This window comes from Streptomyces sp. NPDC017890 (assembly GCF_044328675.1).
In the GTDB taxonomy this organism is placed as follows: domain Bacteria; phylum Actinomycetota; class Actinomycetes; order Streptomycetales; family Streptomycetaceae; genus Streptomyces.
In genome coordinates this window covers 1-12,907 of record NZ_JBIRHU010000026.1, presented here as the reverse complement: position 1 = coordinate 12,907, position 12,907 = coordinate 1, and the positions used below count along the sequence as shown (strand labels likewise).

Annotated in this window: 12 protein-coding genes; 5 read left to right on the top strand and 7 right to left on the bottom strand. The window is 72.4% G+C overall.

The features are described from left to right. Positions 1-31: 31 nt before the first annotated feature. A complete protein-coding gene (locus ACH4F2_RS29275; protein WP_398135756.1) occupies positions 32-637 on the top strand; it encodes a MarC family protein in 606 nt (201 codons plus the stop codon). A 79-nt stretch (positions 638-716) separates the two neighbouring features. Here ACH4F2_RS29275 and ACH4F2_RS29270 read toward each other — a convergent pair whose 3' ends face one another. Beyond that, positions 717-869, bottom strand: coding sequence for a hypothetical protein (locus ACH4F2_RS29270; protein ID WP_007444413.1), 153 nt, complete (start codon positions 867-869; stop codon positions 717-719). Positions 870-1,105: 236 nt separating this feature from the next. On the opposite strand from ACH4F2_RS29270, the gene ACH4F2_RS29265 reads away from it, so the two are divergent. Further along, complete coding sequence (locus ACH4F2_RS29265) at positions 1,106-2,011, top strand: NYN domain-containing protein (RefSeq protein ID WP_398135834.1); 906 nt, start codon at positions 1,106-1,108, stop codon at positions 2,009-2,011. Between the two features lie 126 nt (positions 2,012-2,137). Here the strand turns inward: ACH4F2_RS29265 and ACH4F2_RS29260 are convergent, their stop codons facing one another. Together ACH4F2_RS29260 and ACH4F2_RS29255 are read right to left on the bottom strand one after the other, a co-directional pair. Continuing rightward, the gene (locus ACH4F2_RS29260; RefSeq protein ID WP_398135755.1) at positions 2,138-3,025 is read right to left on the bottom strand and encodes an alpha/beta fold hydrolase; all 888 of its coding nucleotides are present in this window, start codon (positions 3,023-3,025) and stop codon (positions 2,138-2,140) included. A gap of 310 nt (positions 3,026-3,335) precedes the next feature. Then, the gene (locus tag ACH4F2_RS29255) at positions 3,336-6,065 is read right to left on the bottom strand and encodes a DEAD/DEAH box helicase (RefSeq protein WP_398135754.1); all 2,730 of its coding nucleotides are present in this window, start codon (positions 6,063-6,065) and stop codon (positions 3,336-3,338) included. Between the two features lie 533 nt (positions 6,066-6,598). Between ACH4F2_RS29255 and ACH4F2_RS29250 the strand changes: the two genes are divergently transcribed. Further along, positions 6,599-7,399: a ferritin-like domain-containing protein gene (locus ACH4F2_RS29250; RefSeq protein ID WP_398135753.1), complete on the top strand. Its 801-nt coding sequence runs from the start codon at positions 6,599-6,601 to the stop codon at positions 7,397-7,399. An 80-nt stretch (positions 7,400-7,479) separates the two neighbouring features. Here the strand turns inward: ACH4F2_RS29250 and ACH4F2_RS29245 are convergent, their stop codons facing one another. The 4 genes from ACH4F2_RS29245 to ACH4F2_RS29230 form a co-directional block, all read right to left on the bottom strand. Continuing rightward, a complete protein-coding gene (locus tag ACH4F2_RS29245; RefSeq protein ID WP_398135752.1) occupies positions 7,480-7,749 on the bottom strand; it encodes a hypothetical protein in 270 nt (89 codons plus the stop codon). Between the two features lie 365 nt (positions 7,750-8,114). Continuing rightward, on the bottom strand, positions 8,115-8,342 hold the full coding sequence (locus ACH4F2_RS29240) for a DUF3107 domain-containing protein (protein WP_279559911.1): 228 nt from the start codon (positions 8,340-8,342) through the stop codon (positions 8,115-8,117). Positions 8,343-8,509: 167 nt separating this feature from the next. Further along, positions 8,510-9,151, bottom strand: a complete 642-nt coding sequence (locus tag ACH4F2_RS29235; protein WP_398135751.1) for a TetR/AcrR family transcriptional regulator — start codon at positions 9,149-9,151, stop codon at positions 8,510-8,512. Positions 9,152-9,357: 206 nt separating this feature from the next. After that, positions 9,358-9,579, bottom strand: a complete 222-nt coding sequence (locus ACH4F2_RS29230; protein WP_398135750.1) for a hypothetical protein — start codon at positions 9,577-9,579, stop codon at positions 9,358-9,360. A gap of 359 nt (positions 9,580-9,938) precedes the next feature. On the opposite strand from ACH4F2_RS29230, the gene ACH4F2_RS29225 reads away from it, so the two are divergent. Together ACH4F2_RS29225 and ACH4F2_RS29220 are read left to right on the top strand one after the other, a co-directional pair. Next, the gene (locus tag ACH4F2_RS29225; protein ID WP_398135749.1) at positions 9,939-10,961 is read left to right on the top strand and encodes an alpha/beta fold hydrolase; all 1,023 of its coding nucleotides are present in this window, start codon (positions 9,939-9,941) and stop codon (positions 10,959-10,961) included. Positions 10,962-10,969: 8 nt separating this feature from the next. Continuing rightward, the gene (locus ACH4F2_RS29220; protein ID WP_398135748.1) at positions 10,970-12,691 is read left to right on the top strand and encodes a DUF3152 domain-containing protein; all 1,722 of its coding nucleotides are present in this window, start codon (positions 10,970-10,972) and stop codon (positions 12,689-12,691) included. Positions 12,692-12,907: the final 216 nt, after the last annotated feature.

The following is a 12,907-nucleotide window of genomic DNA, read 5'->3' as shown; positions in this document are numbered from 1 at the left end:
TCCCCTCTTCCGCAAGGCCAGTAGCTCACCCATGTTCGACGTCGCCGTCTTCGGCTCTCTGTTCCTGACCCTTTTTGTCATCATGGATCCCCCTGGGATCACCCCGATCTTCCTCGCGCTGACCTCGGGCCGGCCCGCCAAGGTGCAGAAGCGGATGGCCTTCCAGGCCGTCTGTGTGGCCGGCGGCGTCATCACGGTGTTCGGCCTGCTGGGCCACCAGATCCTGGGGTACCTGCACGTGTCCGTACCCGCGCTGATGATCGCCGGCGGGCTGCTGCTCCTCCTGATCGCGCTCGACCTGCTCACCGGCAAGACCGACGAGCCCAAGCAGACCAAGGACGTCAACGTCGCCCTCGTACCGCTGGGCATGCCGCTGCTCGCCGGGCCCGGGGCGATCGTGTCGGTCATCCTGGCTGTGCAGAAGGCGGACAGCGTGACCACCCAGGTGTCGGTGTGGGCGGCGATCCTCGCGATCCACGTGGTGCTGTGGCTGGTGATGCGGTACTCGCTGCTGATCATCCGCGTCATCAAGGACGGCGGCGTGGTCCTGGTGACCCGTCTCGCCGGCATGATGCTCTCCGCGATCGCCGTGCAGCAGATCATCAACGGCGTCACGCAGGTGATCCAGGGCACGTGAGCCCCGGGCGCGCGCAGGGCCCCGCACGGAACGCCGTGCGGGGCCCTGCGCGTGTGCAGAGGGACTGCGGAGGTCCGCGCTACAAAGCCGAGGTGTCGGCGGGGCGGATCCACAGGCGCTGCCCGATGGCGGCGGCCTGCTGAACGATGCGGTTCACGGAGGCGGCGTCCACGACGGTCGTGTCCACGGGGGTTCCGTCGACATCGTCGAGTCGCATGACTTCAAAGCGCATGGCCTCTCCCTTGATCTGGTCATCCTCCTGAGGAGAACTACTGGTGTGGCTCCCGGGTCGTCGGTGCCCGGGCTTCCGTCATGTTCAACGGGCTGCGTGATGCAAACATTCCCTACGCTAAGGAAATTTTTCGAACTGCTAACTACTAACTGGTAAGGCGCCTGCTCCCGGGGCAGCGGACGTCCGGTACAAGACTGATCGGGACCGGTTGTATTCGCTGCGTGACCGCCGGGACAATGGAGGCGATGAACGACGACCTCACGTCCCTGGACGCCCGCATCGATCGCACCAACGAGCTGCTGCAGCGCATGCTCGCCGAGGTGGCCAAGACGCCCTCGACACACGCGATCTTCGTCGACGCCGGGTACCTCTACGCGGCAGGGGGACGTCTGGTGGCCGGGACCGAGGACCGCCGGGCCTTCGACCTCGACGCCGAGGGACTGATCGACGCGCTCATCGACAAGGCGCGCACCATCTTCGCGGACAGTCGCCTGCTGCGCGTCTACTGGTACGACGGTGCCCGGCGCCGCATCCACACCGCCGAGCAGCAGTCCATCGCCGAGCTGCCGGACGTGAAGGTCCGCCTGGGCAACCTCAACGCCAACAACCAGCAGAAGGGCGTCGACTCACTCATCCGCTCCGACCTGGAGTCCCTCGCGCGGCACCGCGCCATCAGCGACGCGGCCCTGCTCGGCGGCGACGAGGACCTGGTGTCGGCGGTCGAGGCCGCCCAGGGCTACGGAGCCCGCGTCCATCTGTGGGGCATCGAGGCGCCGGAGGGCCGCAACCAGGCCGACCCGCTGCTCTGGGAGGTCGACAGCCAGCGCACCTTCGACCTGGACTTCTTCAAGCCGTACGTCTCCCGGCGCACGGCCCACGCCTTCGAAGCGACGGGCGTGGCCCGGCCGGCCCGCGAGGACGTCCGCTTCGTGGGCGCGCAGATCGCGGCGAAATGGCTGGCGGCACGAGGCCGCGAATCGCTGGTCGATCTGCTCCCCGGCCACCCGTACCTCCCCGGCTCGGTGGACCAGGACCTGCTGGTGGAGGCCGAGGGGCTGCTGCAGTACTCGCTGCGCGGCCAGCCCGACCTGCGCCGGGCGCTGCGGGACGGCTTCTGGGAGCACTTGCGGGCGCAGTACTAGGCGCAGTATCAGCGCATTACCAGGGCGCGCGGTATCCGGCGCAGTACCGGGCGCGGTGCAGTACCAGGCGCGGTGCAGTGCCAGGCGAGGTGCGGTGCCAGGCGCGGCGCTGTGCCGCGTGCGGTACTAGCGGTCCGTCCGCAACCGGGCGGGGGTGCCGTCCCAGAAGTCGGCGAGGGCGTGCGCGGTCGGCAGGGGCCGGTCGGTGTTGGGGGAGTGCTCGGCACCGGCGATCACGGTCCTGCGCGCGTCCAGCCGTACGGCCATCTCGTCCAGGAGGGGTACGGGCCAGGTGTCGTCGTAGGCGCCCGACAGCACGTGGAACGGCAGCGGCACGGCGGAGAGCTCGGCCACACGGTCCGGCTCGGTGCACAACTGCTGTCCCGTGGCGAGCAGTTGGGCGGGCCTGGTGCCCAGCCAGCGGCTGCGGAGCCGTTCCGGATCGCCGGGGCCCACGGCGGGACCGCCGACCTCCTCGGGCGGCCCCATCGCCTGGATCACCTGCCAGACCTCGGCCATCGTCATGGTGTCGAGCGCGTCCCGGAGGAGCTTCACACGCTGCTGCTGGGAGACGGAGATCCGCGCCGGGCCCGAGGACATCAGTGTGAGAGAGGTGAAAGGGGCGTGGTCGAGCAGGACGGCGGCACGTGCGATCTGACCACCGAGGGAGTGCCCGAGCAGGTGCACGCGGGTGCCGAGGGCGGCGACCTGGGCGAGCACGTCCCGAGCCAGTTCGGTCTGCGCGTAGCCGGTTTCGTCGTGCTCGGGCCCGTCGGACTCGTACTGCCCCCGCCCGTCCACGGCGACCGTACGGTACCCACGCGCCCCGAGCGGCTCGTGCAGCAGCGTGAAGTCCTCCTTGCTCCCCGTGAACCCGGGCAGCATCAGCACCGTCCCCTTCGCCTCGGCCCCGGGGGCCACGGGCGAGTCGACGACGGCGAACTCACCGCGCGCGGTACGCAGCCGGTAGGCGCGGGCGTCGGAGGGCGGGGTGAAGGTGGCGTTACTGCTCACGGGCAGAGGCTATCGGGCGGTACGCGTGGGGAGCGGGGCGGCCGGCTGCCGGGGCGTCGTCCGCCCGCCCGGCAGCGGGCCGCCCCTGTGCGGCCCGTGTCGCTTCCGCCGTCCCCGCGGTTTCGCGCACACGCTCGGCGGCGGGCGGCGGGCGGCGGGCGGCGGGCGGCGGGCGGCGGGTGGCGGGGAGGCGAAGCGGGCGGTGCGGGCGCTGGGCCGGAGGACGGGCGGGGGCCGGGTGTGGGAACGCCGTCGGCCCGGGCCCGCGTGGGTGGCGGGACCGGGCCGACGGTCGGGTGAGCGGCGTTGATCAGCTTCCGCTGGTCTCCGCGGGCTGCGTGGCCGCCGTGGCCGCCTTGCGGGTGCGGCGAACCTTCGGCTTCGCCTCGGCCGTGTCGGCGGCCTCGGCGGACACCTCGACGGCAGCGGCTGCCTTACGGGTCCGGCGCCGCGGGGCGACCTCCGGCTCCTGCGATGCCTGCGCCGGAATCTCGGCGGCGGCTCCGACGGGCTCGGAGGCCTTGCGGGTGCGGCGGCGCGGCTTGGTCTCCGCGCCCTCGGCCGCGCCTTCGGCCGTGTCGACGGCGGCCTCGGCCTTGGCGGTGGCCGTCTTGGTGGCGGCCGCCTTGCGGGTGCGGCGCGGCTTGGCCTCGGCGGCCTCCGGCTCCTGCGCGGGCGTCTCGGTGGCCTCCGCGGCCTTGCGGGTGCGGCGGCGCGGCTTGGTCTCCACGCTCTCGGCCGCGCCTTCGGCCGTGTCGACGGCGGCCTCGGCCTTGGCGGTGGCCGTCTTGGTGGCGGCCGCCTTGCGGGTGCGGCGCGGCTTCGCCTCGGCCGCGTCCGGCTCCTGCGCCGTCTGGGCCGGGATGCCGGCCGTGGCCTCCGTGGCTCCGACAGGCTCGGCGGCCTTGCGGGTGCGGCGGCGCGGCTTGGTCTCCGCGCCCTCGACCGCGCCCTCGACCGCGCCCTCGACCGTGCCTTCGGCCGTGTCGACGGCGGCCTCGGCCTTGGTAGTGGCCGTCTTGGTGGCGGCCGCCTTGCGGGTGCGGCGCGGCTTGGCCTCGACGGCTTCCGGGGCCTGCGCTGCCTCGTCGGCCTTCGCGGGCTCGGCGGCCGCCGCCTTGCGGGTGCGTCGGGGCTTGGCCTCCACGGTCTCCGTGAGGTCCACCGGGTCCGTCGCGGTCGACGCCGTCGCGGCCTTCTTGCGGGTGCGGCGCGGCTTCGTCTCCGACGGTTCGGACGCGGGCTCGGTCACTCCCTCGGCCGTGTCGGCCGCCGTCTCGGCGGCCGTGGCCGCGGCCTTGCGGGTGCGGCGGCGCGGCTTCTCCACCGGAGCCTCGGCCACCTGGGCCTCGGCCACCTGGGCCTCGACGACCGCCGGCTCGACGACCGCCGGCTCGATCACCGGGGTGGTTTCCAGCGGCGCGGTCGGCGCCTCGGCCGACTTGCGGGTGCGACGGCGACGCGACTTCGCAGGCGCCTCCGCGATCTCGGAGGTGACGGGCGCGGTGTCCGCCCCCCGCGCCGAGGGCGCGTCGGTCGCGGGGGCGTCGGTCGTCGTGGCCGTCACCGGCTGGCGCGACTGCTCTCCACTGCGCGTGCGGCGTCGGCGACGCAGCGTGCGGGGACCCGTGGCCGCGTCCGTGTCCGCGTCGGCGGCGCGGTCCGCACCGCCGGTCACGGCCTCGGGTGCGGTGGTCGTGGACGCGTCCGCGTCCACCGGTGCCCCACCGCGCATCCGACGGCGGCGACGCGGCGTCGTACCGGACGAACGCTCGCGCTCGGCGGAACGGGACTCGTCCCGGCCGCCCCGGCCACCTCGGCCGCCCCGGTCGCCGCGCGCGCGGCCGCCCGGCTCGCCCAGGTCCTCCAGCTCCTCCGCGTCGAGCCCGGCGCGCGTGCGCTCCGAGCGCGGCAGGACGCCCTTGGTGCCCTCGGCGATGCCGAGGTCGGTGTACAGGTGCGGGGAGGTGGAGTAGGTCTCCGGCGGGTCGCTGAAGCCCAGGTCCAGCGCCTTGTTGATCAGCTGCCAGCGCGGGATGTCGTCCCAGTCGACCAGCGTGATCGCCGTACCCTTGGCGCCCGCGCGGCCGGTGCGGCCGATGCGGTGCAGGTACGTCTTCTCCTCTTCCGGCGACTGGTAGTTGATGACGTGCGTCACACCTTCGACGTCGATGCCGCGGGCGGCGACGTCGGTGCAGACGAGTACGTCCACCTTGCCGTTGCGGAAGGCGCGCAGGGCCTGCTCGCGGGCGCCCTGGCCGAGGTCGCCGTGGACCGCGCCGGAGGCGAAGCCGCGCTGCTTGAGCTGGTCGGCCAGGTCGGCAGCGGTGCGCTTGGTGCGGCAGAAGACCATGACCAGTCCCCGGCCGTCGGCCTGCAGTATGCGCGCCACCATCTCGGGCTTGTCCATGTTGTGCGCGCGGTAGACGAACTGCTTCGTGTTCGCGACCGTCGCGCCCGCGTCGTCCGGCGAGGTGGCGCTGATGTGCGTGGGCTGCGACATGTAACGACGGGCCAGCCCGATCACCGCGCCCGGCATGGTGGCCGAGAAAAGCATGGTCTGGCGCCTGGCCGGGAGCATGTTGATGATCTTCTCGACGTCGGGCAGGAAGCCCAGGTCGAGCATTTCGTCGGCCTCGTCGAGGACCAGGCTCTTGATGTGCTTCAGGCTCAGCTTCTTCTGGCCCGCCAGGTCCAGCAGGCGGCCCGGGGTGCCGACGATCACGTCGACGCCCTTCTTCAGGGCCTCCACCTGCGGCTCGTAGGCCCGGCCGCCGTAGATCGCCAGGACGCGCACGTTGCGGACCTTGCCGGCGGTCAGGAGGTCGTTGGTGACCTGCTGGCACAGCTCGCGCGTCGGGACGACGACGAGGGCCTGCGGGGCGTCGGTCAGGGCTTCGGGGGCGGCGCGGCCCGCCTCGACGTCGGCGGGGACGGTGACGCGCTCGAGGAGCGGGAGGCCGAAGCCCAGCGTCTTGCCGGTACCGGTCTTGGCCTGGCCGATGACGTCCTTGCCCGAAAGGGCTACGGGGAGCGTCATCTCCTGGATGGGGAAGGGAGTGTTGATGCCGACGGCCTCAAGGGCTTCGGCGGTCTCGGGGAGGATCCCGAGGGATCGGAACGTCGTAGTCAGGGTGCTGCCTCTTCTGTGTACGTGGTGCGAGGCGAGCGCGCGGGTGGTGCCGGACCGTGTCGGGGACGTCGGCTGCCTTACGGGTGAGCCGTAGGACACGGGACCTCTGTCGACGCTCCAGCGCTCGTACCACTGAGGGTCCCCCTCCGGATTCCGTACGCAGTGTGGCGTACGGCAGGGAGGGCTGTCGGGTCGGAGCCGATCGGGCCACCGACCGGGCATCCTCATGCGTGCGGCCCGACGAGATGTCACGTACCCGTACGTCACATACTCGGCAGGCGCATTACCACCATACCCCGGATTCGCGCACACGCGATGGCCGATTTGGTCAAGTAGTTGTCGTCACACTGATCGACCTGGGCCGACCTGGGCCTGAGCCGGGGCCGCCCTGGGGCGACCGGGGCCTTCCGGCGGACGGCAGGCGGGCTATTGTGCGCTGCATGACGAGCTCGGACAAGCCTGGCAACGCCGCAGACGCCCCCGCCGAAACCACCGCAGTCCCAGGAGTCGCCGGAGCCACTGGAGACACCGGTGTCACCGGTGTCACCGGTGTCGCCGCCCGGGACTGGGCGACGGCAGCCGCCGACCCCCAGTACCGTGCCGCGGTCGTGGACCTGCTCGGCGCGCTCGCGTACGGCGAGCTGGCGGCGTTCGAGCGGCTCGCGGAGGACGCCAAGCTGGCGCCCACGCTCGCCGACAAGGCGGAGCTGGCGAAGATGGCGTCGGCGGAGTTCCACCACTTCGAGCGGCTGCGCGACCGGCTCGCCGAGATCGGCGAGGAGCCGACGGAGGCTATGGAGCCGTTCGTGGCCGCCTACGACGGCTTCCACAAGCAGACGGACCCCTCGGACTGGCTGGAGGGGCTCGTCAAGGCCTACGTCGGCGACTCCATCGCGAGCGACTTCTACCGTGAGGTCGCGGCCCGCCTCGACTCCGACACCCGCGAACTGGTGCTGGCCGTGCTCGACGACACCGGTCATGCCGGTTTCGCCGTGGAGAAGGTGCGTGCGGCGATCGACGCGGACCCGCGTGTGGGCGGGCGGCTCGCGCTGTGGGCGCGGCGGCTGATGGGGGAGGCGCTCTCGCAGTCCCAGCGGGTGGTCGCCGACCGGGACGCGCTGTCGACGATGCTGGTGGGCGGTGTCGCGGACGGCTTCGACCTTGCCGAGGTCGGCAGGATGTTCTCCCGGATCACCGAGGCGCACACCAAGCGGATGGCGGCGCTGGGCCTGGCGGCCTGAGCGCTGCCGGGCGCATCTGCGGACGCGGGTCCCGTCGGGCCCTCACTTCCGGCGTCGACCCCGCCGGGCGCGGCGGCCGCTCAGGCGGTCGCCGATCGGCCACGGAGTCTTCCCGCGGGCCGCAGCAGCAGCGACAGCGAGGCCGCGGAGAGAGCCGCCGAGCCCAGGAGGACCAGCAGCAGCCCGCCGGCGCCCAGCGCGGTGTGCGTGACGAACGCCCCGAACAGGGCCCCGGCGATCCCCGTCGGCAGCACCAGGACGCGGGCCGGCAGACGGTGTGGCAGACGGTGGACGGCGGCCCAGGCCAGGGCAAGGCCGAGAATCGCGGCGCTGAGCGCTTCCAAGAGCATGTCGGGGTCCCTCCCACATGGCCGGCCTGCCCGAAACGGTCACTGCCGTCTTACCCCTGACCTGCGGAATGCAACCCTCCCTCTGTGTGTGAACTGTGGTCCGTGGTGTGAACGGAGGGCACGGACAACTCAAGGGCTCGCACAACGGGGGAGCTCGGACCACGGAGGCTCGCAGCAGGGGGGAGCTCGGACCACGGGGCAGCTCGGAATCGGGAGGGTTCGGACCACGGAAGGGTTAGGACCACGGGAGGGCTCGGACCACGGGAGGGTTCGGACCATGGAAGGGTTCGGACCATGGGAGGGGCCCGGCGGCTGGTCGCCGCCGGGCCCCTCCCTTTGTTCGTCCGTCATCCGGCTTCCGCCGGCTACAGCGCGCCGAAGCCCACCTTGCGCGGGGCCGGCTCGCCGATCTCGACGTAGGCGAGACGGTCGGCCGGCACCAGGACCTTGCGACCGTGTTCGTCCACCAGGCTCAGCAGCGCCGACTTGCCGGCCAGTGCCTCGGCCACCACCCGCTCGACCTCTTCGGCACTCTGACCGCTCTCCAGAACGATCTCGCGGGGCGCGTGCTGCACGCCGATCTTGACCTCCACGGCTATGTCCCTCCGACGGTCAGTGAAGTGCGCGATCTTCCGCGCCGTACCCAGCACACATTAGCCCGGTGAGGGGACGTACACGCTGCGGCGGAGAACGCCAGGAGCGAACAGCCGCCGGGAACAGAGTCGCCGTACGTCCGTCGCCGCCCGGCGCACCGTGCCGGTCAGTGCTGCTCGTTGCCGTGCAGCGGGAAGCCGGCGATGCCCCGCCAGGCCAGTGAGGTCAGCAGCTGGACCGCCTGATCGCGCGGCACGCTGCGGTCGCTGTGCAGCCAGGAGCGGGCCACCACCTGGGCGAGACCGCCCAGACCGGAGGCCAGCAGCATCGACTCGGCGCGCGAGAGGCCGGTGTCCTCGGCGATGACGTCGCAGATAGCCTCAGCGCACTCGTTCGTGACCTTGTCGACGCGCTCGCGCACGGCGGGCTCGTTGGTCAGGTCCGACTCGAAGACCAGGCGGAAGGCGCCGCCGTCGTCCTCGACGTACGCGAAATAGGCGTCCATGGTCGCCCGGACTCGCTGCTTGTTGTCGGTCGTCGACGCGAGCGCGATCCGTACGGACTGGATCAGGGCCTCGCAGTGCTGGTCCAGCAGGGCGAGGTAGAGGTCGAGCTTGCCCGGGAAGTGCTGGTAGAGCACCGGCTTGCTGACGCCGGCGCGTTCGGCGATGTCGTCCATCGCGGCCGCGTGGTAGCCCTGGGCCACGAACACTTCCTGTGCGGCGCCCAGCAGTTGGTTGCGTCGGGCTCGGCGGGGAAGGCGTGTGCCCCGCGGGCGTACCGCCTCTGTCTGCTCGATGGCTGTCACGCCGCCTCCCATAGTCGTCCTCGTGCGGTGTGCGCCGCGTCGCCATCGTACTTTTCGGTAACCGTGGTGTGTGCGCCGCGAGCGCAGAATTTCACGGACCGGACGGTGGCGAAAGTCGCACAACAGGTTTCAAAAGGGTTCAGGCCGGGCAGGGATGGGCCTCCCTTCTGCTCGGCGGCCTCTCCGTCGCCTCGCGGCGCCGCGCTTCAGCGGTAGTCGTCCTCGTCGTGGGACACGACCCTGGCCTGTTCCGCCAGGTCGGCCTCGTTGGCGCGGCCCGGTTCGACACCGGTCAGCGGATCGTCGCGTTCCGGCGCGATGTCCGCCTGTTGCTCGGCCGCGTCGGCGTCGGGTGCCTCGACGTCGAATTCCTCCGGTTCCTGTGCCTCGTCGTCGAAGGTCTCGGGGTCGGTCGGATCGACGGTCATGCTGGGCTCCCTTCCTACGAACGTCCCTGAGGATGCAGGGGCCACACGCGGGTGCCCACTCCATGAGCCTAGGAGACACCCGATCCGGACGCCATGCGTCGGCTCCTGCCCGCTGCGGGGGCTGCCTCCGCGGGTTGTCCCTGGGAGCTGTTCTCGTGAGCTGCTCCGGTGAGCTGTCCTCGTGCGCTGTCCCTGTGGGTCCGGGCTGTCCCCGTGGGCGCCCCCGTCCGTGCGCCGGGCCCATGGGCGTCCAGCGCGTTGCCGCATCCGGCATCCGTGCCCGGCTGCCGCGCCGATGCACCCGCGCTTGTGACGGCGAACACATGAGCCACTGTGTGATCGTCTCGTAACATTGCCGCATGCCTTCGACCGAGCCGCCGTCCGTGCCGCCCGCCAACGTGCTGCCGAAGGTCGCGGCAGTCAAGGTCGCCGCCGGTGAGCGGCTCCGGTCGGTGCAGCTGCCCGGCATCACCCTGACGGTGCGCTCGAGGCCGCCCGCCCGCGAGGGGCTGCCGCCCGCGCTCTACGTCCACGGCCTCGGCGGCTCCTCGCAGAACTGGTCGGCACTGATGCCGCTGCTGGACGGCGTCGTCGCCGGCGAGGCCGTCGACCTGCCGGGATTCGGAGACTCCCCGCCGCCGGACGACGGCGACTACTCGATCACGGGCCACGCGCGCGCGGTCATCCGCCACCTCGACGCGGCCGGGCGCGGCCCCGTCCACCTCTTCGGCAACTCGCTCGGCGGTGCCGTCGTCACCCGCGTGGCCGCGGTACGGCCCGACCTGGTGCGGACGCTGACCCTCGTGTCGCCCGCGCTGCCGGAGCTCCGCGTGCAGCGCAGCGCCGTGCCGACGGGACTGCTGGCGCTGCCGGGGGTGGTGTCGCTGTTCACCCGGCTCACCCGGGAGTGGACCGCGGAACAGCGGGTCCGGGGGGTGACGGCGCTCTGCTACGGCGACCCGGGAAGAGTGTCGCCGGAAGGCTTCCGCAACGCCGTGGAGGAGATGGAACGGCGGATGCGACTGCCGTACTTCTGGGACGCGATGGCCCGTTCCGCGCGCGGGATCGTCAACGCGTACACGCTGGGCGGCCAGCACGGGCTGTGGCGACAGGCCGAACGGGTTCTCGCGCCGACGCTGCTGGTCTACGGTGGACGGGACCAACTCGTCGGCTACCGCATGGCCCAGCGGGCTGCCCGCGCCTTCCGCGACTCCCGGCTGCTGACCCTGCCGGACGCGGGACACGTGGCGATGATGGAATATCCGGAGACCGTGGCCACGGCGTTCCGCGAATTCCTCGCGGACACCGGAGAGTCGGCGGTCGGCGAGAGGACCGAAGGGGCCGTCGACGACGAGCCCGCCAACCAGACCACAGGAGGCTGAGGCGCGACGTGGGACGCCACAGCCGCCGTGGACCCGCCCCCAAGGCCGACGCCGCGGACACCGCCGCGGCGCGCGAGCCCCGGCCCGGCCTGCTGGGCCGCCGCCGGGCGCCCGGGCCTCCGGCGGGAGAGCAGGCATCACCGGTGAACGGAACGCCCGGCGCGGCGCCCCACAGGGCGACGAATGAGGCACCGGGTGGGGCGTACGGGACCCAGGACGGGGTCCGGGGCGGTCCCCAGGGATATGCGGGCCCGCCGAGCCCGGGACCACGGTTCCCGGACGGGACGCCGACACATGGTTTCGTGACGGTTCCCGGCGGCACCCCGGTGCGTGGTTTTCCGACGGTTTCGGAAGGGACGCCGGCTCAGGGGTTTCCGCGGACGGGGGACGGTACACCGCCTCGGGGCGCCCAGGGGTTCCCCGACGGGACCCCGGCTCACGGTGTGCCACGGACCCGTGGTGGCCATCCCGAGCAGCGTGAACCCGGCGGTGGCTGGGGTGAGCTGAGCGGGCGGACCGGGCCCGGGCAGGGCGCCCCGGCGGGGCCGTCCGCCGGTGCCCCCTCGCAGCCAGGGCACCCCGCACATCCCTCGCACCCCGCGCACCCCGGGCCTCCCGGTCGGTCCGTGAGGTCCGGCCCGTCCTTCCCGCGGCAGCGGCAGGCGGCTGCGGGAGAACCGCGGCAGGAGTACCTGGACGCCTTCGGCGAGGACGGCGACGTCTTCGCGGCCCGCCCCCCGCGCCGTAACCCTGTCTCCCCGCAGTCCGCCGGCCCGTACGCCTCCGTCACCGACTGGAGCGCCGCCGACGGGGGCGGTGGCATCACGGGCGGTGGCATCACGGGCAGTGGCGTCGGAGGCGGCGTCGCAGCGTCCGGCGCCGATTCCGACGCGCCACCCACGGGTGAACCCGCGCCGGTCAAGGGCGGCAAGGGCAGGACGTTCACCGGCATCGCCGCGGCCGCCGTCACCACCGTGCTGGCGGTCGTCGTGGCCGGACAGGTCGCCGACGGATCGGACGGCGAGGACCTGCGGGCACAGTCCGCCACCGACCAGGCCCGCGGCGTCGACGACTCGGCGTCGCGGGCGGACGGACGGCCGACGCCCTCAGCGCCCGAGACCGCGGCGCCGCTGACGTACGAGCAGAAGATGGAGAAGAGGTACCCGCTCAGCGCCACGCTCGAGGGTTCGGGGAAGTTCGACGCGGTCCCCGGCATCGCCAAGGGCCCGGGGACGGGACGGAAGTACACCTACCGCGTGGACGTGGAACAAGGGCTTGGACTCGACGGGCAATTCTTCGCCGAGGCGGTGCAGAAGACGCTCAACGACGACCGGAGCTGGGCCCACAACGGCGCCCGTACCTTCGAGCGCGTCCACTCCGGGCAGCCCGACTTCGTCATCACGCTGGCCAGCCCCGGCACCACCGCCGACTGGTGCGCCAAGTCCGGCCTGGACACCACCGTGGACAACGTGTCCTGCGACTCGGCCGCCACCGAACGCGTGATGATCAACGCCTACCGGTGGGCGCAGGGTGCGGAACCGTACGGCGACGACCTCCACGGGTACCGGCAGATGCTGATCAACCACGAGATCGGCCACCGCATCGGCTTCAACCACGTCACGTGTGACAAGGACGGCGAACTCGCCCCGGTCATGCAGCAGCAGACCAAGTTCATCGACCATGACGGAATCGACTGCCGCCCCAACCCCTGGGCGTACCCCAACAGCTGACCGTGAGGGCATGGCCGCGGCCTCACGCATGGTGACCGTTCAACCCCTTAGCGCGACAGAACGCGCCCCGTAGTGGAAAGTTACGGCCGTTCACCCCTTTTGGTGGGGGGGGGGGGAAACCCCCACACCCCCCCCCCCCCGGCCCCCAAACAGAGGGGCCCCCCCCGCCCCCCCGGCCCCCCCCCGGCCCCCCACCCCCCGGCGGGGGGGGGCGGG

Bases quoted from the DNA above. Each gene is read 5' to 3' on its own strand.
- ACH4F2_RS29275 (WP_398135756.1), top strand. From the start codon at position 32: ATGTTCGACGTCGCCGTCTTCGGCTCTCTGTTCCTGACCCTTTTTGTC.
- ACH4F2_RS29270 (WP_007444413.1), bottom strand. From the start codon at position 869: ATGCGCTTTGAAGTCATGCGACTCGACGATGTCGACGGAACCCCCGTG.
- ACH4F2_RS29265 (WP_398135834.1), top strand. From the start codon at position 1,106: ATGGAGGCGATGAACGACGACCTCACGTCCCTGGACGCCCGCATCGAT.
- ACH4F2_RS29255 (WP_398135754.1), bottom strand. From the start codon at position 6,065: ATGACGCTCCCCGTAGCCCTTTCGGGCAAGGACGTCATCGGCCAGGCC.
- ACH4F2_RS29250 (WP_398135753.1), top strand. From the start codon at position 6,599: ATGACGAGCTCGGACAAGCCTGGCAACGCCGCAGACGCCCCCGCCGAA.
- ACH4F2_RS29245 (WP_398135752.1), bottom strand. From the start codon at position 7,749: ATGCTCTTGGAAGCGCTCAGCGCCGCGATTCTCGGCCTTGCCCTGGCC.
- ACH4F2_RS29230 (WP_398135750.1), bottom strand. From the start codon at position 9,579: ATGACCGTCGATCCGACCGACCCCGAGACCTTCGACGACGAGGCACAG.
- ACH4F2_RS29225 (WP_398135749.1), top strand. From the start codon at position 9,939: ATGCCTTCGACCGAGCCGCCGTCCGTGCCGCCCGCCAACGTGCTGCCG.